Origin of the sequence: Pseudomonas sp. PB103 (assembly GCF_009764635.1) — a bacterium.
GTDB lineage: Bacteria > Pseudomonadota > Gammaproteobacteria > Pseudomonadales > Pseudomonadaceae > Aquipseudomonas.
The window spans coordinates 1-18,313 of record NZ_RWIL01000103.1 but is presented as its reverse complement, the minus strand read 5'-3'; the positions used below and the strand labels follow the sequence as shown (position 1 = coordinate 18,313).

Genomic DNA, 18,313 nt, shown 5'->3' with positions numbered 1-18,313 from the left:
GAAGGCTGCGATCTTTTGATCTTGCTGTTTATAAGGTCAAAAGATCGCAGCCTTCGGCAGCTCCTACAGGGATTCGGCGTTTTGTCAGTCCTTACGGTGTGGGTGGCGTGGCACGGGGATAAGTTGTATACAATCATCCGTCATTATTGAGTCAAAATGGAGCCGCACCTGTCATGACCGACCCCGCAAGCGCCGATTTCAGCCGCGTCGACCCGACCGTTCGGACGGACAAATTACCCTACGCCGCGTTGCTGGCGTTTGCCATGACCGGTTTTATCGCCATCCTCACCGAAACCCTGCCGGCCGGGCTGCTGCCGCAAATTGGCGCCGGGCTCAACGTCAGCGAAGTGCTCGCCGGGCAACTGGTGACCCTGTATGCGCTGGGCTCGATTGTCGCGGCGATTCCGCTGACCGTCGCCACGCGCGGCTGGCCGCGGCGGCGGGTGCTGTTGATGACGGTGGGCGGGTTTCTGCTGTTCAACACGGTCACCACGTTCTCCAGCCATTACGGCCTGACCCTGGCTTCGCGCTTCCTGGCCGGGATGGCGGCGGGGTTGTCGTGGGGAATCATGGCCGGTTATGCGCGCGGCATCGTTCCCGTGCATCAACAGGGGCGGGCGCTGGCGATTGCCATGCTCGGCACACCGGTGGCGCTGTCGCTGGGTACGCCGGCGGGGACGTGGCTGGGCAATCTGATCGGCTGGCGCGCGTCGTTCGGGATCATGTCGGCGCTGGCTTTGGTGCTGGCAGCGTGGATCGTCATCGCGGTACCGGATCGTCCGGGGCAATCCAGCGAGGAGCGTTTGCCGCTGCTCGAATCGCTGCGCCTGCCGGGCGTGCGTCCCGTACTGTTCGTGGTGCTGACGTGGATGCTCGGGCACAACATTCTCTATACGTACATTGCGCCGTTTTTGATGCAGGCCGGGCTGTCCGACCGGGTCGATCTGGTGCTGCTGGTGTTCGGTCTGTGTTCGCTGGGCGGCATCTGGATCATCGGTCTGCTGGTGGATCGCTGGTTGCGCTGGCTGACGCTGATCAGCCTCGCGGTGTTTGCACTGACGGCGCTGGTGCTGGCGCTGGCTGCGCCGTCACCGCCGGTGATTTATGCCTGCATGGCGGTGTGGGGCTTGTCGTTCGGTGGGTCGGCAACCTTGTTGCTGACATCGGCGGCGGACTCGGCCGGCGAACATGTCGACGTGGTGCAAGCAATGCTCACCACCTCGTGGAACGTCGCGATTGCCGGGGGTGGCCTGTTTGGCGGTTTGCTGCTGGATCGAGCCGGGGCAATGTCGTTTCCGTGGGCACTGCTGATTCTGTCCCTGATCGCCTTGGCCACCGTGTGGATCAACAGCCAGCACAGCTTCAAACCCGGCCGCCGCCAGCACTGACAACGCACCTCTGTAGGAGCTGCCGCAGGCTGCGATCTTTTGATGTTGTTTTTTAAGATCAAAAGATCGCAGTCTGCGGCAGCTCCTACAGGGGATTGGGGTGTTGGGGTATAACGATAGACCGTATCGATATATGTAGTTATAAGAAAAATCGCTATGCTGCGGGCCAGATTTTTCCTGTCGTTTTTCTGGACGGTTTAATGGAATTGGCAAATTTCGGCCTGGTGATTGCCGGGCTGGTGGTGGGTTTTATTGTCGGCATGACCGGTGTCGGCGGCGGTTCCTTGATGACGCCAATCCTGCTGTGGTTCGGCATCAACCCGGCCACGGCGGTGGGTACTGACCTGTTGTACGCGGCCATCACCAAATCCAGCGGCGTGCTGGTGCACAGAAAGAACAAGAACATCGACTGGGCCATCACCGGTTGGCTGACCCTTGGCAGCGTGCCAGCGGTGGCGATGACGCTGTGGTTTCTCAGCACCCTGCACACCGCGCCGGAGGCGATGAACGCCATCATCAAACAGGCGCTGGGTTTCGTCCTGTTCGCCACCGCGCTGGCGATCTTCTTCAAGAAACGCTTGCTCGAGTTCGCCCACAAACGCGCGGGTGGCAACTACAACCCAAGCGGTTCACGTTTGAATCTGCTGACGGTAATCACCGGTCTGATCCTCGGCACCATGGTCGCGCTGACCTCGATCGGCGCTGGCGCCCTCGGCACCGTGGCGCTGTTTATTCTCTATCCACTGCTGCCGACCCGCCGCCTGGTCGGCACGGAAATCGCCCACGCAGTACCGCTGACGCTGGTCGCCGGTCTGGGCCATGCGAGCATGGGCAACATGGATTGGGGTGTACTGGGCTTTCTGCTGGTCGGCTCGCTGCCGGGCATCTGGCTCGGCAGCCACTTGACCGGGCGTATCTCCGACGAAGTCCTGCGTCCGTGCCTGGCAACGATGCTGGTGCTGATCGGCTACAAACTGGCGTTCTGATCCGGCCATGAGTGAAACCACTTATCACTGCGATGGCCGTGTCGCGATTTCCGTCGAGCCGCGTGAAATGCGCATGAGCCATTGGCTGTATGCGCCGAAAGTGGTTGATCAGCAGCGCCAGCAGGTGCTGCTGGATCTGAGCGACAGCCTGTGGGATCTGATCGCTACTGCTGACGAGACTCCCGATAGCATCGAGTTGATGTTGCGTAAGTATCCGGGGGATCGCGGGTCGGTGATGGTGAGTGTTGGTCTCGACAGCGGTGAGCTCAGAATCGGCGAGCGGCGAGTCGATGCTGGGCAGTTGCTCGCAGTGCTCGACTCAACCCTGAACTGAAGCGCTACCTTTGTGGTGAGGGGATTTAGCGAAACGTCGTCGCGTCCCGTTGGGCTGCGCAGCGGGTCCTGGGTCACACGACCGGGTCTGCCTGAGACTCCGTGTCGGGTGGTTTTGGGGCTGCTTCGCAACCCAACGGGGATGAATCCCCTCGCCACAGGGGTTAGCGGTGGAGGGTGTATTTCATGACGGTCACCGGCAAATCGTCGTAGACGAGTTCTTCAACCACTTCCCAGCCCAGCCGTGCATACAGCGACTGCGACGTGTCGGTGTACAGATACAACTCAGGCACACCCAGCGCCGCGGCTTCTTCAACTACACGCTTGACCAGTTGCGAAGCAATCCCGCGACCGCGCTCTTCTGCTTTCACATAAACCCCAGCCAACCATGGCGTCAGGTTCGGGCGCAGTTTCAGATCGTTTTCGATGAGCAGCGCGCCGCCCAGTAAACGTGAACCTTCCAGTGCTACCACCACACTGGGGATCGCACCTTTGCCACAAGATTCACGCATATGTTCGATGCGGTGCTCAACGGTTTGCCCGGGACGAAACTCGCCCCACTCCTTGAAGTTGAGCGTGGCCAGTTCTGCGATCAATTCGGGGTGATCGCACAGGTAATCGATGTGCATGCGGGTGAACTCCATTTCATTGGCGAAGCGTCCACCCTAATGCGGTCATAAAAGGTAATCAAATCCGCGTTGCGATCACATCGGATATGTTGCGCAATGTCGCGCCTGTCCTAAGCTTCTGACTAGGCGGAAGATATTTGCCGGGTCGCCCCGGAACAATCGCCACGATGCGCAATCATTAGAGCGTGGATATCAAAAGGAGATGCGCATGCTCATCAGGTCATTGACCCTGACACTCTTGCTGGCGATTGCCGGCCCCTTGTTCGCCGCTGACAACGATTCGCCCATCGCCGGGGATATGGGCCGCGCCCGACCGCTGATCGTGATCGCCCAAAGCACCGTCGACCCCGTGTGGCTCAGCCTGAAAAAGTCGCTGGAAGACCCCGCGAATAAAAAGGGCGTCACCGACCGCAACATCAAGGTTTACACCATCCTCAACATGTCCGGCCAACTCGACGGCAAGGACATGGGCCAGCAAGACACCATGGCGTTGCTGCGCTCGCTGAAGCTGGGCGCCGGGGCGTACCCGAAAGTGTTTCTGGTGGGCAAGGACGGCGAAACCAAACTCTCGGCCTCAGGGGATGAAGCGAAGGCGGTGGATTTGAAGAAAATCTTCGACACCATCGACGCCATGCCGATGGCTGAGAAAGAAGCAGCCGCTGCTGCTGCTCAGGCGCCGGTGGCTGCTACGCCGGAACCGGCAAAAGGTGCCAAGAATTCCAAGCCGACCAAGCCTGCGAAACCGGCCAAGCCACCGGAAATGCCGGATGACTGATCACGTAAAAGAGCAATGAAAAATGGGCGATCCAAGAAAGATCGCCCATTTTTTTGCCTGCAAAAAGATCGCAGCCTGCGGCAGCTCCTACATTGACCGAGTGAAAACCCGATCCTGTAGGAGCTGCCGCAGGCTGCGATCTTTTGATCTTTATTCAGCCACAGCGCTGAGGATTTTATGAGCCATCTTCACCCGCTCAGGAATCGGGAAGTTCTTGTTGGCCATGATCACGATGCCAACATCCTTGCTCGGTACAAACGCCACGTAAGTCCCGAAACCACCGGTTGAGCCGGTCTTGTTGATCAATACGTCTTCCGGCTGTGGTTGCGGCGGATTCAGCCACTGCACCTTGTGCGCCTCCATGGCCATTTCCGTCGAGTTGCCGGCGAGCAAACGGTCGAGGCTGATCGGGTAGCGATACATTTCCCAACCCAGGCCCTGGGTCATGTCGCCGACGCTGTAGTAACCGGTATGCGTGTTGGCGATGGTTTGTTGCAGCAGCGGTTCCAGTGTTTCAGGCCTCAGGTTGGCTTGTACGTAACGCAGCATGTCCACGGCGCTGGTTTTTACCCCGTAAGCCTGCGAGTCCAGCGCACCGGGTGTGACGCGCAGCGGTTTGCCGTCCTTGTTGTAGCCCTGCGCATACAGGCTCATTTGCGCGGCGGGCACGCTGAGGTAGGTGTGCTGCAAACCGAGTTTCGGCAGCAGGGTTTGCGTCATCGCTTGATCGAATGGCTGGCCGAGACTTTTCGCGGCCAGGTAACCGAACAGCCCAAGGCTCGGGTTGGAATACTGCCGATGGCTGCCTGCCGGATAGATCGGTTTCCACCGCTGGAAATAGCCGAGCATCTTGTCGGCCGAATCCGCGCTTTCCGGGAATTGCAGCGGCAAGCCGCCGGCGCTGTAGGTGCCCAGTTGCAGCACGCTGATGTGGTCGAAAGCGCTGCCTTTCAAATCCGGCCAAAGCTGACTGGCCTTGCTCGACAGATCCAGTTTGCCGGTGGCCTGGGCGTAACCGGCGAGGGTGGCGGTGAAGGTTTTGCTCACCGAACCGATTTCGAACAAGGTGTTTTCACTGACCTTTTGCCCGGTGTCTTTGGCGGCGACGCCGTAGTTAAAGTAATGCGCCTGACCCTTGACGGTCAGCGCCACGGTCAGGCCAGGAATGTCCTGTTGCTGCATGATCGGAGTGACGGCGGCGTTGACCAGCGCTTGCAGTTGCGCGTCGCCAGGTGCGGCGGCCATGCAGGAGGCAGCGCCGAACAGCAGGCCGAAAGCGCTGCAGGAAATGACTTTGATCGGGTGGATGGATGACATGAGTGAACCACTCTCCATGAGTGTTGATGGTTTTATCCCGCTACACTGCGGACGATTTCCCCGTCGGGCGGCTGATCAGCGCGGCTAATTTAGGCCGCCCGACGGTGATCGGCAAACGACGAAATTTCGCACGAGCCATTAGAAAAATTTGGGACTGGGCATGATTCGACCTCAATTGCCGCTCAATGCACTGCGCGCTTTCGAAGCCTCCGCGCGTCATTTGAGCTTTACCCGCGCGGCGGTGGAGCTGTGTGTCACTCAGGCAGCGGTCAGCCATCAGGTCAAAAGCCTCGAAGCGCAGCTCAACGTCACTTTGTTCAAACGCCTGCCCCGTGGGCTGATGCTGACCAGTGAGGGCGAAACCCTGCTGCCGGTGTTGAGTACTTCGTTTGATCACATCGCGCAGATTCTCGAACGCCTCGCCGGTGGCCAGTACCGTGAGATGTTGACCGTCGGTGCGGTGGGCACATTTGCCGTGGGGTGGCTGTTGCCGAGGCTGGCGGACTTTCGGGCGAAACATCCGCTTATAGATCTGCGGCTGTCGACCAATAACAACCGCGTGGATGTGGCGGCGGAGGGGCTGGATTATGCGATCCGCTTTGGGGCCGGAGCTTGGCACGGTATCGAAGCGACACGTTTGCTCGATGCGCCGCTGTCAGTGTTGTGCGTGCCGGAAATCGCCCGGCAGTTGCATACGCCAGGCGATCTGCTGCAGCAGACGTTGCTACGTTCGTATCGCACTGATGAATGGCCGGAATGGTTTCACGCCGCCGGGTTGGCGACTCAGGCCGCACCGCCGCAGAGCATCGTCTTCGACTCGTCGCTGGCGATGATGGAAGCGGCGTTGCAGGGTGGTGGGGTGGCGCTGGCACCGCCGCTGATGTTCGCCCGGCAACTGGCGGCGGACGCGATTCGTCAGCCGTTTGCGATTGAAATCACCACCGGCAGTTACTGGTTGACCCGGTTGCAGTCACGCCCGGAAACAGTGGCGATGCTCGCCTTCAAACACTGGCTGCTGCAGATCTCTGTCTGACTCACATCGTCCCTGTGGGAGCTGGCTCGCCAGCGATAGGGCCGGCACGGTCAACATCGATGTCGGCTGACCCACCGCTATCGCTGGCAAGCCAGCTCCCACAGGTTCATTTGTCAAAATACAAAATCTGATTCAACCCAGGCTAGTGTTCAACGCACCAAACACGGCCGTTTGTTATCGAACTTCCACCCCGGGATCAGAAACTGCATCGCCACGCTGTCATCCCGCGCGCCGAGGCCCATGCCTTTATACAGTTCGTGAGCCTTGGCCACTTGGTCCATGTCCACTTCGACACCCAGCCCCGGTTTTTTCGGCACTTGCACGCAGCCATCGACAATTTGCAGCGGCGCCTTGGTCAGGCGCTGGCCGTCCTGCCAGATCCAGTGGGTGTCGATCGCGGTGATGTCGCCCGGTGCGGCAGCGGCGACGTGGGTGAACATTGCCAGTGAGATATCGAAGTGATTGTTGGAATGCGAGCCCCAGGTCAGGCCCCACTCGTGGCACATCTGCGCCACACGCACCGAACCCTGCATGGTCCAGAAATGCGGGTCGGCCAACGGAATGTCCACCGACTGCAACTGGATCGCGTGACCCATTTCGCGCCAGTCGGTGGCGATCATGTTGGTCGCGGTTTTCAGCCCCGTGGCACGGCGAAATTCAGCCATCACCTCGCGCCCGGAATAACCGTTTTCCGCGCCGCACGGGTCTTCGGCATAGGCCAGCACCTGATGCTGGTCGCGGCACAAACGGATGGCTTCTTTCAGTGACCACGCGCCGTTCGGATCGAGGGTAATGCGCGCCTCGGGGAAGCGTTCGGCGAGTGCCGTCACCGCCTCGATTTCCGCATCGCCGCTGAGCACGCCGCCCTTGAGCTTGAAGTCTTTGAAACCGTACTTGGCATGGGCCGCTTCGGCGAGGCGTACCACCGCTTCGGCATTCATTGCCTGCTCATGGCGCACGCGAAACCAGTCGTTGTCGGCGTCTGGTTCGCTGCGGTAGGCGAGGTCGGTTTCGCGCTGATCGCCGACGTAGAACAGATAGCCGAGCATCTTCACTTCGTCGCGTTGCTGACCTTCGCCGAGCAGCGCGGCAACCGGTACGTCGAGGTGTTGGCCGAGCAGATCGAGGAGGGCGGCTTCAAGGCCGGTCACCGCGTGGATGGTGATGCGCAGGTCAAAGGTCTGCAAACCACGACCGCCGGCATCGCGGTCGGCGAAGGTCTGGCGCACTTGATTGAGGATTTTCTGATACGTGCCGATCGGGCTGCCGACCACCAGGCTGCGCGCGTCTTCAAGGGTCTGGCGAATGCGCTCGCCGCCAGGCACTTCGCCGACGCCGGTGTGGCCGGCGTTGTCCTTGAGAATGACGATGTTGCGGGTGAAGAACGGCCCGTGGGCGCCGCTCAGGTTGAGCAGCATTCCGTCGTGGCCGGCCACCGGGATGACTTGCATGTCGGTGATGATCGGGGCTTTGGCAGTGTCGTGTGCGGTCATGGTTTTTATCCTTCTAATTCGCAATCTTTAAAAATGGACGTCAGGCGTGCTTTGGCGCGGCATCGGCCAGAGGAATGTCAGCAGCAGGTTTCGCTGTGGTGCGCGCGAAGAAGACAATGATCGCGGCGATGATCGAGGTCGCGGCCAGACCATAGAGGCCGCCCTGAATCGAACCGGTGTGTTCTTCGAGCAGGCCGAACGTGGTGGGCGCGACGAAGCCGCCGAGGTTGCCCACCGAGTTGATCAGCGCAATCACCGCCGCAGCGATGCGGGCATCCAGATACGCCTGCGGTATCGGCCAGAACAGCGACGAAGCCGACTTGAAACCCAGCGCGGCAAAGCAGATCGCGACGAAGGCGAAGATCGGTCCGCCGGTGGTCGACATGAACATTCCCGCTGCGGCAATCAACAGCGCGGTGGCGACCCACGCCTGCTGGTGTTTCCATTTGGCCGAGAACGAGGCGAAGGCGTACATGCCGATGATCGACAGCAACCAGGGGATCGAGTTGAACAGGCCGACCTGAAAGTCGCTCATCTCACCCATTTTCTTGATGATGCTCGGCAGCCAGAAGGTCGCCGCATAGATGGTCAGCTGAATAAAGAAGTAGATCAGGCAAAACAGAATGATCTGCCGGTCCTTGAGCAGTTTGCCCATCGACGGGCGGATCGGCGTCGCGGCTTCGCGGGCCTTTTGTTCGTCGTCGATGGCGTTGACCAGGGCGTCCTGTTCGGCACGGCTCAGCCATTTCGCGTCGTGAGGTTTGGCGTCGAGCCAGAACCAGACGAACACGCACAGGCACACCGAGAACATCCCCTCGATGAAGTACATCCACTGCCAGCCGTGCATGCCCAGCCCGTTGATTTGCAGGAGCAGGCCGGACAACGGGCCGGAGATCAATGAGGCCACGGCCGAACCGCTGAGGAAGATCGCAATTGCCTTGCCGCGTTCGGCGCCGGGCAGCCAGCGGGTGAAATAGTAGATCACCCCGGGAAAGAACCCGGCCTCGGCCACGCCAAGCAGGAAGCGCAAAACATAGAAGTGGGTTTCGTTCTGGATGAACGCCATGCCGGCGGCAACCAGGCCCCAGGTGAGCATGATGCGGGTCAGCCAGATGCGTGCGCCGACTTTCTGCAGGAGCATGTTGGAGGGCACTTCGAACAGCGCGTAGCCGATGAAGAACAGACCGGCGCCGAAGCCGTAGGCGGCAGCACCGATGCCCAGATCATGTTCCATGTGGGTGCGGACGAAACCGATGTTCACCCGGTCAATGTAATTGACGATGAACATGATCACGAAGAGCGGCAGGACGTGGCGTTTCACTTTCGAGATGGCCGACGCGAGTGTCGCATCGACGCCCTCGTTCATCCCGGAGACGGAGGTTTTCACTTGGTTTTCTCCCACTGATTATTTTTATGCGGGGTAGGGCTGGGTTGCTGCATTGTTGATAGACATCATACAACCTGAATTTTTTGTCCTACAAGTGGGTTGGCCCGATTAATTTTCTCTGGATGGTCCTGTTTTTATACTTTTTTGTGTTTATGGCCAGCGATTGTTGGTTGTTTTCCTTGTTGAGGGAGCGAATTTTCTCTGCCTACAGTCAAGGTATGGGCTTCGGGTTAAGAAAGGTTTCACGCTCTATTTGAGTGTTGTCATACAAGTTGGCTATGTTTCAGCGCTAAATTCAGTCTCGTCAACCATCCTTGCAATGCTACGATCGACGAGCCCCCGATCACCGGAACCGACCATGCAAGAAGACCTCGACGCCCCCGCGCGCAAACGTGCGCACAACCTCGCCCATGACCTGGTGGAGAAGCTCACCCAGAGCATCTTGCTCGGCCAGATGTCACCGGGTGACAAGTTGCCATCGGAGAACACCATCGTTCAGGAACACGGGGTCAGCCGCACCGTGGTGCGTGAGGCAATCTCGAAATTGCAGGCGTCGGGGCTGGTCGAGACGCGGCATGGCATTGGCACGTTTGTGATCGAACGTGCCCCGGAGCAGGGGCTGCGGCTGAACGTCGATACGGCGCTGGGGGTGCGCAGCATTCTTGAATTGCGCCTGGGCCTGGAGACGCAAGCGGCAGCGCTGGCGGCGCAACGGCGCAGCGAGCAGCAGGTGCTGCAGATGCGGCAGGCGCTGGATGACTATCAGCGCCTGCTGGCGAACAACGACAGCTGCGTCGAAGCTGATCGGCGTTTTCATCTGTTGATTGCCGAAGCGACCGGCAACGTCTGCTTCAGCGAGATCATGCAGCACCTGGGCAGTGCCATGATTCCTCGTCAGCGGCTCAACGCGGTCGAGCGCGGGGCGGCGGACCTGAGCAAGCTTGGGCAATTGGCCAATCTGGAACACGAGGCGATTCTGAATGCGATCAAGCGTCAGGATCCGGATGCGGCGCGCGCGGCGATGTGGTTGCACTTGACCAACAGCCGCGATCGGTTTTCCGCGCAGGGTTGAGCGCCGTTGGTCTGTTCGATAGCACGGTGTACAACCGGTCGATTCCAAGCTGTACGGCCCGGGTATTCCGGACCTCCTTGGTGAGGTGCGTCATGGCTAACGATTTGTTGTTTCAGGGTGGTGTTTTGCCGACCGACCCAACCCGGCCGATGCCGGGGACGGATGAGCCGACATTGGCCGATCACGATGCACCGCCGGGGATGAGTCCGGGACGCGATCCTTTGAGTGATGCCGATCGGCCGGAAGACTGGAAGGACCCGGGCGCCGATGAAGACGTGCCGCCGGCGGATGAGCCAACGCCGTTGTCGGATGATCGGCGCTGATCGATGCCTGGTTTTCAGGTATGCGCCGTTATTGCTGGCCTCATCGCTGGCAAGCCAGCTCCCACAGGTTTTAGGGTGGACATAAAAATCATGTCTAGCTGCAACCTTGTGGGAGCTGGCTTGCCAGCGATGACGGCATCGGCTTCAACCACGAACGCTGATCAGATTGCTGCTCGGGTAATCCCGGTTCGCCGCTCCAGATTCAACGCCAGCACACTGACCAACACCACCGCCGAACCCACCAGCACCATCAGCGTCGGCCGCTCGCCGAGCCCCACCGAAGCAATCCCCATCGCCGTCGGCGGGATCAGGTAGAGCGTCATTGTCGCCCGACTCAAATCCACATGTTTGAGCACATACCCCCACGCCAGATACGCCAGCGCACTGGGAAAAACCCCCAGGGTCAATACCGCCCATTGCACGCGCAGCGGGGCATTGATCACGGTGTCGCCCAGCCCCGGCAGGTAAATCAGCAGTAGCAAGGTGCCTGACCACACCGCGTAGCACGCCAGGCTGAAGCCGTCGTAGCGCCGGGCATGGTGTTTTTGCAGGGCGAAGTAGAGGCTCCACGACAGCGCCGCGAGCAAGATCAGCAAGCCGTGCGCATCGATTGCGCCCAGGCCTTTGTCGCCGCTGACCACAACCACCACGCCGACCAATCCCAGTAACACGCAACCCCAGCGCCAGGCACTGACCTGATCCCTGAAAACAAACCGCGCCAGCAGCGTGCTGAACAACGGGCTCGACTGCGCCAGCACGCTGGAGGCCCCGGCGCTGACACTCTGCTGGCCAATGTTCAGGGCCACGTGATGCAGGCTGACCGCGAAGAACCCCAGCGCGAACAGCAGCGGCACATCACGCCCCTGCGGCAAGCGAATGCCCTTGAACGCGGCAATCACCGCCATCAATAACGACGCCAGCAGAAATCGCATGAGTGCCAGATGCCCGGGGTCGTACGCCTGCAGACCGATGTGAATGCCGGTCGGCGAGTACGCCCAGCAACCGACGACGAAAGCCATGGCCAAAAGGATTTTCCAGGGAGAAGGGGACGGCATGATCGGCGCACCAGGAGGAGGAATGCGCCGAGTATCCGGGTGGCCGATTGTTCGCCACAACTGACTTATACTGCGCTGAATGTTCACTCAGAGTGATGAATATGGAGCTGGCACAAATTCGCATGTTCAAGGCCGTGGCCGACGTCGGCAGCATCGCCCGGGCAGCGGAAAAGCTGTTTTGCGTGCCGTCGAACATCACCGCGCGCATCAAGGCGCTGGAGGCCGAGTTGGGCGTGGCGCTGTTTTTGCGCGAAGGGCGCGGGCTGCGGATCAGCCCGGCGGGGCAGACGTTTCTGAGCTATGCCGAGAAAATTCTGGCGCTGACCGCTGAGGCAAAACGCGCGGTGGATCCCTCGGCCGAGCCGTCGGGGCCATTGCGTATCGGCGCTATCGAATCGTCGGCCACGGGCCGCTTGCCCAAGTTACTGGCGAAGTTTCACAAACGCTTTCCGCAGGTGGCGCTGGAACTCACCACCGGCACCTGGGGCCAGTTGCTCGACGACACCGTCAGCCATCGCCTCGACGGGGCGATTGTTGCGGTGGACGTCGAACGTTCGCAGTTGCGACGCACACCGATGTACCGCGAGGAGTTGCTGTTGATTGCTTCGACATCGTTCGGGCCGGTACGCAGCATCGAGGATCTGCAGGACAAAACCGTGTTCATGTGGCCGCAAGGTTGCCCGTATCGGGCGGCGCTGGAGCATTGGTTGTTGCGCCAGGGCCAGGCGCTGCCGATTGTCAGCCTCGCCAGTTACGGGGCGATCGTAGGCTGCGTCAGCGCCGGTGCCGGTGTGGCCTTGGTGCCCAAGGGCGTGTTTGATCAATACGCCAAAGGCGCCGGCTGTGTCGGTTTTGAATTCCCCGAACTGACGGCCATCGACAACCTGTTCTACTGGCATGAAAACGCCGGCGTGCACCCGGCGCGAGAAGCATTCGTCGCGATGCTGCACGAAGAATTCACCTGACCCTGCAGGCGCTGCCGCAGGCTGCGATCTTTTGTTTTTAAAGATCAAAAGATCACAGCCTGCGGCCGCTCCTACAGATCGCGCATCAGCAGGCCAAAACGCAGATCCAGCGCCTCCGGTATTGGCAGGTACACCGTATGCCCATCCCCCGGTGCGACCTCGATCGCCTCACCTTTGAGGCTTTGCAACTCATGCAGATCAAAGTGGAAATTGCCTTGAGGCGTCATCAGTTCAAGGTGATCACCCAAGACAAAACGATTCTTCACCTTGACCTCGGCCAGCCGCCCGCGCCGCTCCCCCGTCAACTCGCCGACAAATTGCTGGCGCTCCGACACCGAGCTGCCGTGCTGATAATTCTGGTACTCGTCATGCACATGCCGACGCAGAAATCCCTCGGTATACCCGCGCTGAGCCAGTGATTCGAGATCGGTCATCAGGCTGCGATCGAATTCACGCCCGGCCACGGCATCATCAATGGCGCGGCGATACACCTGCGTGGTGCGCGCGCAATAGAAGTGCGATTTGGTCCGCCCTTCGATCTTCAGCGAGTGCACGCCCATCCGGGTCAGGCGCTCGACGTGCTGCACCGCGCGCAGGTCCTTGGCGTTCATGATGTAGGTGCCGTGTTCGTCCTCGAATGCGGGCATCAATTCGTCGGGGCGATTGGCTTCCTGCAACAGAAACACCTGATCGGTCGGCGCCCCGATCCCCAGGGTTGGTTCCGGCTCGAAGGTCTGGACGATCTCGCCCAGCTGATTTTCCGTGGCCGCCTGCGCCGAGTATTTCCAGCGGCAGGCGTTGGTGCAGGTGCCCTGATTGGCATCGCGCTTGTTCATGTAACCCGAGAGCAGGCAGCGCCCGGAGTAAGCCATGCACAGCGCACCGTGGACGAAAACTTCCAGCTCCATGCCTGGCACCTGCTCACGGATTTCGCCGATTTCTTCCAGCGACAGCTCGCGCGACAGAATGATTCGGCTCAGTCCCTGTTGCTGCCAGAACTCGACGCTGGCCCAGTTCACCGTGTTGGCCTGCACCGACAAGTGAATCGGCATCTGTGGAAAATGCCGGCGCACCAGCATGATCAGGCCCGGGTCGGACATGATCAGCGCGTCCGGCGCCATCTCGATCACCGGCGCCAGATCCTTGAGAAAGGTCTTCAGTTTGGCGTTGTGTGGCGCGATGTTGACCACTACGTAGAAGCGCTTGCCCTGCGCCTGAGCCTCACGAATGCCGAGTGCGAGGTTGGCGTGATCGAACTCGTTGTTGCGCACCCGCAGGCTGTAGCGCGGCTGGCCGGCGTAGACGGCATCGGCGCCGTAGGCGAAGGCGTAACGCATGTTTTTCAGGGTGCCGGCGGGGGCCAGCAGTTCCGGGGCGGCGAGGGTAGGGGTCATGGCAGCGTCGGTCGCAAAAGCGCGGCAGGGTAAGTCAGTGGCGACGAGGCTTTATTGATCTGGATCTATGCTCCATAAACAAAGATGGCACTCGCGCGGATGGCGGCTGACTAAGTGGGGCAGGCGTGCGTGGCGCCTGACTGACATGGATCGGACATGAACGAAAAAAGTCTTCAATTCAAATCCCTCACCGTGCTGCTGTTATTGGTGACGGTGGCCTTCATCTGGATCTTGCTGCCGTTCTACGGCGCAGTGTTCTGGGCCGTCATCCTCGGCATTGTCTTTGCGCCGATGCAGCGCCGGCTGCAGGCGAAATTCGGCTGGCAACGCAACCTGACGTCGCTGTGTACGTTGAGCGTTTGTCTGGTGATTGCGATTTTGCCGGTGATCATCCTCAGCGTGTTACTGGTGCAGGAAGGGGCGACGGTCTACAAGAACATCGAGAGCGGTGAACTCGATATTGCGGCGTATCTGGCGCAGTTCAAACACAGCCTGCCGCCGTACTTTCAGCATTTGCTTGATCGTTTTGGCGTCGGTGAACTCAATGCGCTGCGCGAGAAAATCGTCAAGGCAGCGATGCAGGGCAGCCAGGTGCTGGCCAGTCAGGCCTTCAGTTTCGGCCAGGGCACATTCGAGTTCGTGGTGAGTTTTTTCATCATGTTGTACCTGCTGTTTTTCTTTTTGCGTGACGGTCCCGAACTGGCGCGCAAGATGCGCACGGCGGTGCCGCTGGAAGAAAACCACAAGCGTCGTCTGCAACTGAAGTTCAACCGGGTGGTGCGGGCGACCGTCAAGGGCAATCTGGTCGTCGCGGTGACGCAGGGCGCATTGGGCGGGGCGATTTTCTGGTTTCTCGACATTCCCAGTGCGTTGCTCTGGGCGGTGTTGATGGCGTTTCTGTCGCTGTTGCCGGCGGTGGGCGCGGGGATTGTCTGGGCGCCGGTGGCCGCGTATTTCCTGCTCAGCGGGATGGTCTGGCAGGGCGTGGTGCTGGGGTTGTTCGGGGTTTTTGTGATCGGCCTGGTGGACAACGTACTGCGCCCGATTCTGGTGGGCAAGGACACGCGCATGCCCGACTACATGATTCTGATTTCGACCCTGGGCGGTCTGGCAGTGTTCGGCTTGAACGGCTTCGTGATCGGGCCTTTGATCGCGGCGTTGTTCATGTCGAGTTGGGCGCTGTTCGTCGAAACCAAGCCCAAGGTGCAACTGCCTTAGGCGCGAAACGGTTCGCTGACAAGCTTTTGCGACAACGCCTGAGCGGCGGGTAACGAGGTGAGCGGGCCGCTGATCGCCTCGCCGTCGCGCATCAGATACCAGCAGGCAAGCAGACCCGACGCCCTAAGCGAGGCGGGAACGGCGCTGCCGATAACGGACATGATTTGAACCTGAGCCATGAAAAGTACCTCCATCAATCTATGGAGCTACCTTAGGGATTTGCAGGTTCTACGGACAATCAACGCTTTTGATAGTGGTCATTGATGCCGTTGAGGGCTGCCTCAATCGACCACTTGATCAAGCATGTGCATGACTTCGCGCTCATTGAGCAGGCCTTTGTGCACCAGATTCTCCGCCAGCAAGGAGAGAAACTTGGCACAGCGATGGCCTTCCAGATGCTTGAGCTCGGTCAGCGCGCTGTACACCTTGCTTGAGGTGCACAAACCGACGATGCGGTGCGGGTTTTGTGTTGGCATGCGGTCGTCCTTGTTGTTATCAACCTGTTGTTTACGGACGGATTCAGAGTGCGGTTCCGTCATGACAAAGCGATGACCGTTTTGTGGAAATGTCCATAACGGTCAATCCATCATGCCGACTTTAGCCCCTGAAACTGTCCTCACAGCGACCTTGGCGAGATTTTTTCAGACGCTGGCCGACCAACGGTCATAAAAAAGCCCCGCTATATAAGCGGGGCTCTGTATTTCGATTACCAGCGTGGGCCGCCGTAATAGCCATGTGGCCGACCGTAATAACCGCGAGGCGGGCCGTAGTAGACGGGGGCCGGTTGAACGTAAACCGGTTGTTGCACATACACCGGCGCAGGCTGGTAGTAGACCGGTGGTGGTGGCTGCTGCACGTAGACCGGTTGTGGCTGAACATAAACCGGCTGTTGTTGCACATACACCGGGCGATCCTGATTGATCAGTGCCGAGCCGATGATGGCCGAGCCAACGATCGCGCCAAACACCGCCGGGCCTTGCCAGTTGTTGCCGCCATGGGCTTCTGCTTGCCCTGCGACAGCAAATGCACCGATCAGCAGGGCCACGATAGGGAGTTTACGAATCATGATAATTCCTCGGTTCTTCGACCCGGCGGCAGGGCCTGCACCAGGCCCACAGTTGTCGCGGGGATACTTCTAAGACAGCGAAATCGTGAAAATCAGCACAGCCGCTGGGTAAATTTTGTGTAAGGTCTGTACCGGCTTCTTTACCGGGCCGTGCAAGGGCCGCGCAATGCGTTTAAAACAGGCCTCTATGATCGTTCAGAACCCGATGGGCTGGCTAATCCCGTCTATCCGAAAGTGCGTTTGAAGGAGAAGTTTCATGCAGATGAACCCGAACAAAGACACCCAACTGTGCATGTCCCTGTCGGGTCGCCCAGGGAATTTCGGTCTGCGTTTTCATAACCATTTGTATGAGCAGCTGGGCCTGAATTTTTATTACAAGGCGTTCAGCAGCCAGGACTTGACCGGCGCGGTCGGCGGCATTCGCGCCTTGGGCATCCGTGGTTGTGGCGTGTCGATGCCATTCAAGGAGGCCTGTATTGCTTTGGTCGATGAACTCGATGCGTCGGCGGCGGCGATCCAGTCGATCAACACCATCGTCAACACCCAAGGCCATCTCAAGGCCTACAACACCGATTACATCGCCATCGCCCAGTTGCTTGAAACCCATGCGGTGCCCACAGAAACCACGTTCGCCCTGCGCGGCAGTGGCGGCATGGCCAAAGCGGTGGCCAGCGCCCTGCGTGATGGCGGCTACCAGAATGGTCTGATTGTGGCGCGCAATGAGCCTGCCGGGCGAGCACTGGCGCAATCGCTGGGGTACCGCTGGCAGGCTGAGCTGGGCGATGAGCGCCCGCAGATGCTGATCAATGTCACGCCGGTGGGCATGGACGGCGGGCCGGAAGCCGGGCAACTGGCATTCGAATCTGACGTGATCAAGGCTGCTGATACCGTGTTTGATGTGGTGGCGATTCCTTCGGAGACACCGTTGATCGTGCGCGGCCGGGCTGAGGGCAAGAGGGTCATTACCGGGCTTGAGGTCATTGCGATCCAGGCGCTGGAGCAGTTTGTGCTGTACACCGGCGTGCGGCCGAATGAGCAGCAGTTTGCGGCGGCGGTGGCGTTTGCCCGCAGCTGATGATGTGTTGAATTGACTGGCCTCATCGCTGGCAAGCCAGCTCCCACAGGTACCGAGTGGGAGCAGGAGTCTTTGGGGCCGCCCCAAACTCTGTGGGAGCTGGCTTGCCAGCGATGAATTCACCTCGGTTTCACCTGCTGCCTATACTGCCTCACCAGCAAGCAAAGACTTGCCCCTCCATAAAAACCGTGCCCGAGGCCCCCATGCATCCGCCTATCCTCAACCTGCATCAGGTCGAACTCGAACCGCTGCCCGAAGCCCTGGCCCCCGGAGGCGAAACCGCCGGACGCTACCAGCAACGCATGGCGCGAATTGGCCAGCAACTGGGCTCGCAAAAACTCGGTTATCGCCTGTACGTGCTTGCGCCAGGCATGCGCGGCAGTCCGTTTCACAGTCATCGGGTCAATGAAGAAATGTTCTACGTGGTGGCCGGGGAAGGGGAGGTGCGGCTCGGCGCTGAACGTTTCCCGATCCGTGAAGGCGATGTGATCGCTTGCCCACCGGGCGGCCCGGAGAAGGCGCACCAGATCATCAACACCAGCCAGCAGGAGTTGCGTTATCTGGCGGTGAGCACACAGCAGCAGCCGGAGATTTGCGAATACCCGGATTCGAATAAATACGCAGTGATGGACAACTTCAGTGTCGATGCCGCGGGCAACGCCTCAGGCTTCGTTGCCGTGGCACGGCAGGCGGATGGTGTGGATTACTGGGATGGCGAGTAATGCGCAGATCCCTGTAGGCCTTCGCCTGCTCGCGATAGCGGTGCGTCAGTCACATCGTGTTTGACTGACACACCGCTATCGC

At 59.8% G+C, this 18,313-nt stretch carries 20 protein-coding genes; 11 read left to right on the top strand and 9 right to left on the bottom strand.

What is annotated here, in order from left to right:
• Positions 1–173: 173 nt before the first annotated feature.
• From EJA70_RS18985 to EJA70_RS18975, 3 genes are all read left to right on the top strand, one after another.
• On the top strand, positions 174–1,388 hold the full coding sequence (locus EJA70_RS18985) for an MFS transporter (RefSeq protein ID WP_158832717.1): 1,215 nt from the start codon (positions 174–176) through the stop codon (positions 1,386–1,388).
• Positions 1,389–1,588: 200 nt separating this feature from the next.
• Positions 1,589–2,374, top strand: a complete 786-nt coding sequence (locus tag EJA70_RS18980; protein ID WP_008077785.1) for a sulfite exporter TauE/SafE family protein — start codon at positions 1,589–1,591, stop codon at positions 2,372–2,374.
• Between the two features lie 7 nt (positions 2,375–2,381).
• Positions 2,382–2,708 carry a hypothetical protein gene (locus tag EJA70_RS18975; RefSeq protein ID WP_158832715.1) on the top strand — a complete coding sequence of 109 codons (327 nt, stop codon included), beginning with the start codon at positions 2,382–2,384 and terminating at the stop codon, positions 2,706–2,708.
• A 163-nt stretch (positions 2,709–2,871) separates the two neighbouring features.
• Here the strand turns inward: EJA70_RS18975 and EJA70_RS18970 are convergent, their stop codons facing one another.
• Positions 2,872–3,336 carry a GNAT family N-acetyltransferase gene (locus EJA70_RS18970; RefSeq protein WP_158832713.1) on the bottom strand — a complete coding sequence of 155 codons (465 nt, stop codon included), beginning with the start codon at positions 3,334–3,336 and terminating at the stop codon, positions 2,872–2,874.
• Between the two features lie 208 nt (positions 3,337–3,544).
• Here EJA70_RS18970 and EJA70_RS18965 point away from each other — a divergent pair, with 208 nt between their 5' ends.
• Positions 3,545–4,111 (top strand): DUF4174 domain-containing protein, encoded by a 567-nt coding sequence (locus EJA70_RS18965; RefSeq protein WP_158832711.1) that lies wholly within the window; start codon positions 3,545–3,547, stop codon positions 4,109–4,111.
• Positions 4,112–4,261: 150 nt separating this feature from the next.
• On the opposite strand, the gene ampC is transcribed toward EJA70_RS18965, so the two are convergent.
• Positions 4,262–5,356 carry a class C beta-lactamase gene (gene ampC / locus EJA70_RS18960; protein ID WP_371924611.1) on the bottom strand — a complete coding sequence of 365 codons (1,095 nt, stop codon included), beginning with the start codon at positions 5,354–5,356 and terminating at the stop codon, positions 4,262–4,264.
• Between the two features lie 232 nt (positions 5,357–5,588).
• On the opposite strand from ampC, the gene EJA70_RS18955 reads away from it, so the two are divergent.
• Positions 5,589–6,461: a LysR family transcriptional regulator gene (locus EJA70_RS18955; RefSeq protein WP_158832707.1), complete on the top strand. Its 873-nt coding sequence runs from the start codon at positions 5,589–5,591 to the stop codon at positions 6,459–6,461.
• Between the two features lie 149 nt (positions 6,462–6,610).
• Here EJA70_RS18955 and gudD read toward each other — a convergent pair whose 3' ends face one another.
• Complete coding sequence (gene gudD, locus EJA70_RS18950; RefSeq protein ID WP_158832705.1) at positions 6,611–7,954, bottom strand: glucarate dehydratase; 1,344 nt, start codon at positions 7,952–7,954, stop codon at positions 6,611–6,613.
• A 40-nt stretch (positions 7,955–7,994) separates the two neighbouring features.
• Complete coding sequence (locus tag EJA70_RS18945) at positions 7,995–9,341, bottom strand: MFS transporter (protein ID WP_158832703.1); 1,347 nt, start codon at positions 9,339–9,341, stop codon at positions 7,995–7,997.
• 358 nt (positions 9,342–9,699) lie between these two features.
• Here EJA70_RS18945 and EJA70_RS18940 point away from each other — a divergent pair, with 358 nt between their 5' ends.
• Positions 9,700–10,413 carry a FadR/GntR family transcriptional regulator gene (locus EJA70_RS18940; RefSeq protein WP_008077767.1) on the top strand — a complete coding sequence of 238 codons (714 nt, stop codon included), beginning with the start codon at positions 9,700–9,702 and terminating at the stop codon, positions 10,411–10,413.
• Between the two features lie 92 nt (positions 10,414–10,505).
• Positions 10,506–10,736, top strand: coding sequence for a hypothetical protein (locus EJA70_RS18935; protein ID WP_008077765.1), 231 nt, complete (start codon positions 10,506–10,508; stop codon positions 10,734–10,736).
• A gap of 161 nt (positions 10,737–10,897) precedes the next feature.
• Here the strand turns inward: EJA70_RS18935 and EJA70_RS18930 are convergent, their stop codons facing one another.
• Positions 10,898–11,791, bottom strand: a complete 894-nt coding sequence (locus EJA70_RS18930; protein ID WP_158832701.1) for a DMT family transporter — start codon at positions 11,789–11,791, stop codon at positions 10,898–10,900.
• Positions 11,792–11,892: 101 nt separating this feature from the next.
• On the opposite strand from EJA70_RS18930, the gene EJA70_RS18925 reads away from it, so the two are divergent.
• Positions 11,893–12,756, top strand: a complete 864-nt coding sequence (locus tag EJA70_RS18925) for a LysR family transcriptional regulator (protein ID WP_158832700.1) — start codon at positions 11,893–11,895, stop codon at positions 12,754–12,756.
• Between the two features lie 71 nt (positions 12,757–12,827).
• Here the strand turns inward: EJA70_RS18925 and yegQ are convergent, their stop codons facing one another.
• Complete coding sequence (gene yegQ, locus EJA70_RS18920; RefSeq protein WP_158832699.1) at positions 12,828–14,150, bottom strand: tRNA 5-hydroxyuridine modification protein YegQ; 1,323 nt, start codon at positions 14,148–14,150, stop codon at positions 12,828–12,830.
• A gap of 156 nt (positions 14,151–14,306) precedes the next feature.
• On the opposite strand from yegQ, the gene EJA70_RS18915 reads away from it, so the two are divergent.
• Positions 14,307–15,368: an AI-2E family transporter gene (locus tag EJA70_RS18915; RefSeq protein ID WP_008077756.1), complete on the top strand. Its 1,062-nt coding sequence runs from the start codon at positions 14,307–14,309 to the stop codon at positions 15,366–15,368.
• Here the strand turns inward: EJA70_RS18915 and EJA70_RS18910 are convergent.
• The 3 genes from EJA70_RS18910 to EJA70_RS18900 form a co-directional block, all read right to left on the bottom strand.
• The gene (locus EJA70_RS18910) at positions 15,365–15,547 is read right to left on the bottom strand and encodes a hypothetical protein (protein ID WP_008077753.1); all 183 of its coding nucleotides are present in this window, start codon (positions 15,545–15,547) and stop codon (positions 15,365–15,367) included. The two genes, EJA70_RS18915 and EJA70_RS18910, sit on opposite strands and share 4 nt — an antisense overlap.
• Before the next feature lie 102 nt (positions 15,548–15,649).
• Entirely contained in the window at positions 15,650–15,844 is a 195-nt protein-coding gene (locus EJA70_RS18905) for a hypothetical protein (RefSeq protein WP_016984641.1), read from the bottom strand.
• A gap of 230 nt (positions 15,845–16,074) precedes the next feature.
• Positions 16,075–16,434, bottom strand: a complete 360-nt coding sequence (locus tag EJA70_RS18900) for a hypothetical protein (protein WP_008077748.1) — start codon at positions 16,432–16,434, stop codon at positions 16,075–16,077.
• A 256-nt stretch (positions 16,435–16,690) separates the two neighbouring features.
• Between EJA70_RS18900 and EJA70_RS18895 the strand changes: the two genes are divergently transcribed.
• Both EJA70_RS18895 and EJA70_RS18890 read left to right on the top strand, forming a co-directional pair.
• On the top strand, positions 16,691–17,509 hold the full coding sequence (locus EJA70_RS18895) for a shikimate 5-dehydrogenase (RefSeq protein ID WP_158832698.1): 819 nt from the start codon (positions 16,691–16,693) through the stop codon (positions 17,507–17,509).
• A 203-nt stretch (positions 17,510–17,712) separates the two neighbouring features.
• Positions 17,713–18,231, top strand: coding sequence for a cupin domain-containing protein (locus EJA70_RS18890; RefSeq protein ID WP_158832697.1), 519 nt, complete (start codon positions 17,713–17,715; stop codon positions 18,229–18,231).
• Positions 18,232–18,313: the final 82 nt, after the last annotated feature.

Excerpts from the sequence above, each read along its gene's own strand:
- EJA70_RS18905 (WP_016984641.1), bottom strand. The coding sequence starts at position 15,844 with ATGCCAACACAAAACCCGCACCGCATCGTCGGTTTGTGCACCTCAAGC.
- EJA70_RS18955 (WP_158832707.1), top strand. The coding sequence starts at position 5,589 with ATGATTCGACCTCAATTGCCGCTCAATGCACTGCGCGCTTTCGAAGCC.
- EJA70_RS18910 (WP_008077753.1), bottom strand. The coding sequence starts at position 15,547 with ATGGCTCAGGTTCAAATCATGTCCGTTATCGGCAGCGCCGTTCCCGCC.
- ampC (WP_371924611.1), bottom strand. The coding sequence starts at position 5,356 with ATGGCCGCCGCACCTGGCGACGCGCAACTGCAAGCGCTGGTCAACGCC.
- gudD (WP_158832705.1), bottom strand. The coding sequence starts at position 7,954 with ATGACCGCACACGACACTGCCAAAGCCCCGATCATCACCGACATGCAA.
- EJA70_RS18895 (WP_158832698.1), top strand. The coding sequence starts at position 16,691 with ATGCAGATGAACCCGAACAAAGACACCCAACTGTGCATGTCCCTGTCG.
- EJA70_RS18925 (WP_158832700.1), top strand. The coding sequence starts at position 11,893 with ATGGAGCTGGCACAAATTCGCATGTTCAAGGCCGTGGCCGACGTCGGC.
- EJA70_RS18890 (WP_158832697.1), top strand. The coding sequence starts at position 17,713 with ATGCATCCGCCTATCCTCAACCTGCATCAGGTCGAACTCGAACCGCTG.
- EJA70_RS18940 (WP_008077767.1), top strand. The coding sequence starts at position 9,700 with ATGCAAGAAGACCTCGACGCCCCCGCGCGCAAACGTGCGCACAACCTC.
- EJA70_RS18915 (WP_008077756.1), top strand. The coding sequence starts at position 14,307 with ATGAACGAAAAAAGTCTTCAATTCAAATCCCTCACCGTGCTGCTGTTA.
- yegQ (WP_158832699.1), bottom strand. The coding sequence starts at position 14,150 with ATGACCCCTACCCTCGCCGCCCCGGAACTGCTGGCCCCCGCCGGCACC.
- EJA70_RS18985 (WP_158832717.1), top strand. The coding sequence starts at position 174 with ATGACCGACCCCGCAAGCGCCGATTTCAGCCGCGTCGACCCGACCGTT.
- EJA70_RS18970 (WP_158832713.1), bottom strand. The coding sequence starts at position 3,336 with ATGCACATCGATTACCTGTGCGATCACCCCGAATTGATCGCAGAACTG.
- EJA70_RS18900 (WP_008077748.1), bottom strand. The coding sequence starts at position 16,434 with ATGATTCGTAAACTCCCTATCGTGGCCCTGCTGATCGGTGCATTTGCT.
- EJA70_RS18965 (WP_158832711.1), top strand. The coding sequence starts at position 3,545 with ATGCTCATCAGGTCATTGACCCTGACACTCTTGCTGGCGATTGCCGGC.
- EJA70_RS18935 (WP_008077765.1), top strand. The coding sequence starts at position 10,506 with ATGGCTAACGATTTGTTGTTTCAGGGTGGTGTTTTGCCGACCGACCCA.
- EJA70_RS18975 (WP_158832715.1), top strand. The coding sequence starts at position 2,382 with ATGAGTGAAACCACTTATCACTGCGATGGCCGTGTCGCGATTTCCGTC.
- EJA70_RS18930 (WP_158832701.1), bottom strand. The coding sequence starts at position 11,791 with ATGCCGTCCCCTTCTCCCTGGAAAATCCTTTTGGCCATGGCTTTCGTC.
- EJA70_RS18980 (WP_008077785.1), top strand. The coding sequence starts at position 1,589 with ATGGAATTGGCAAATTTCGGCCTGGTGATTGCCGGGCTGGTGGTGGGT.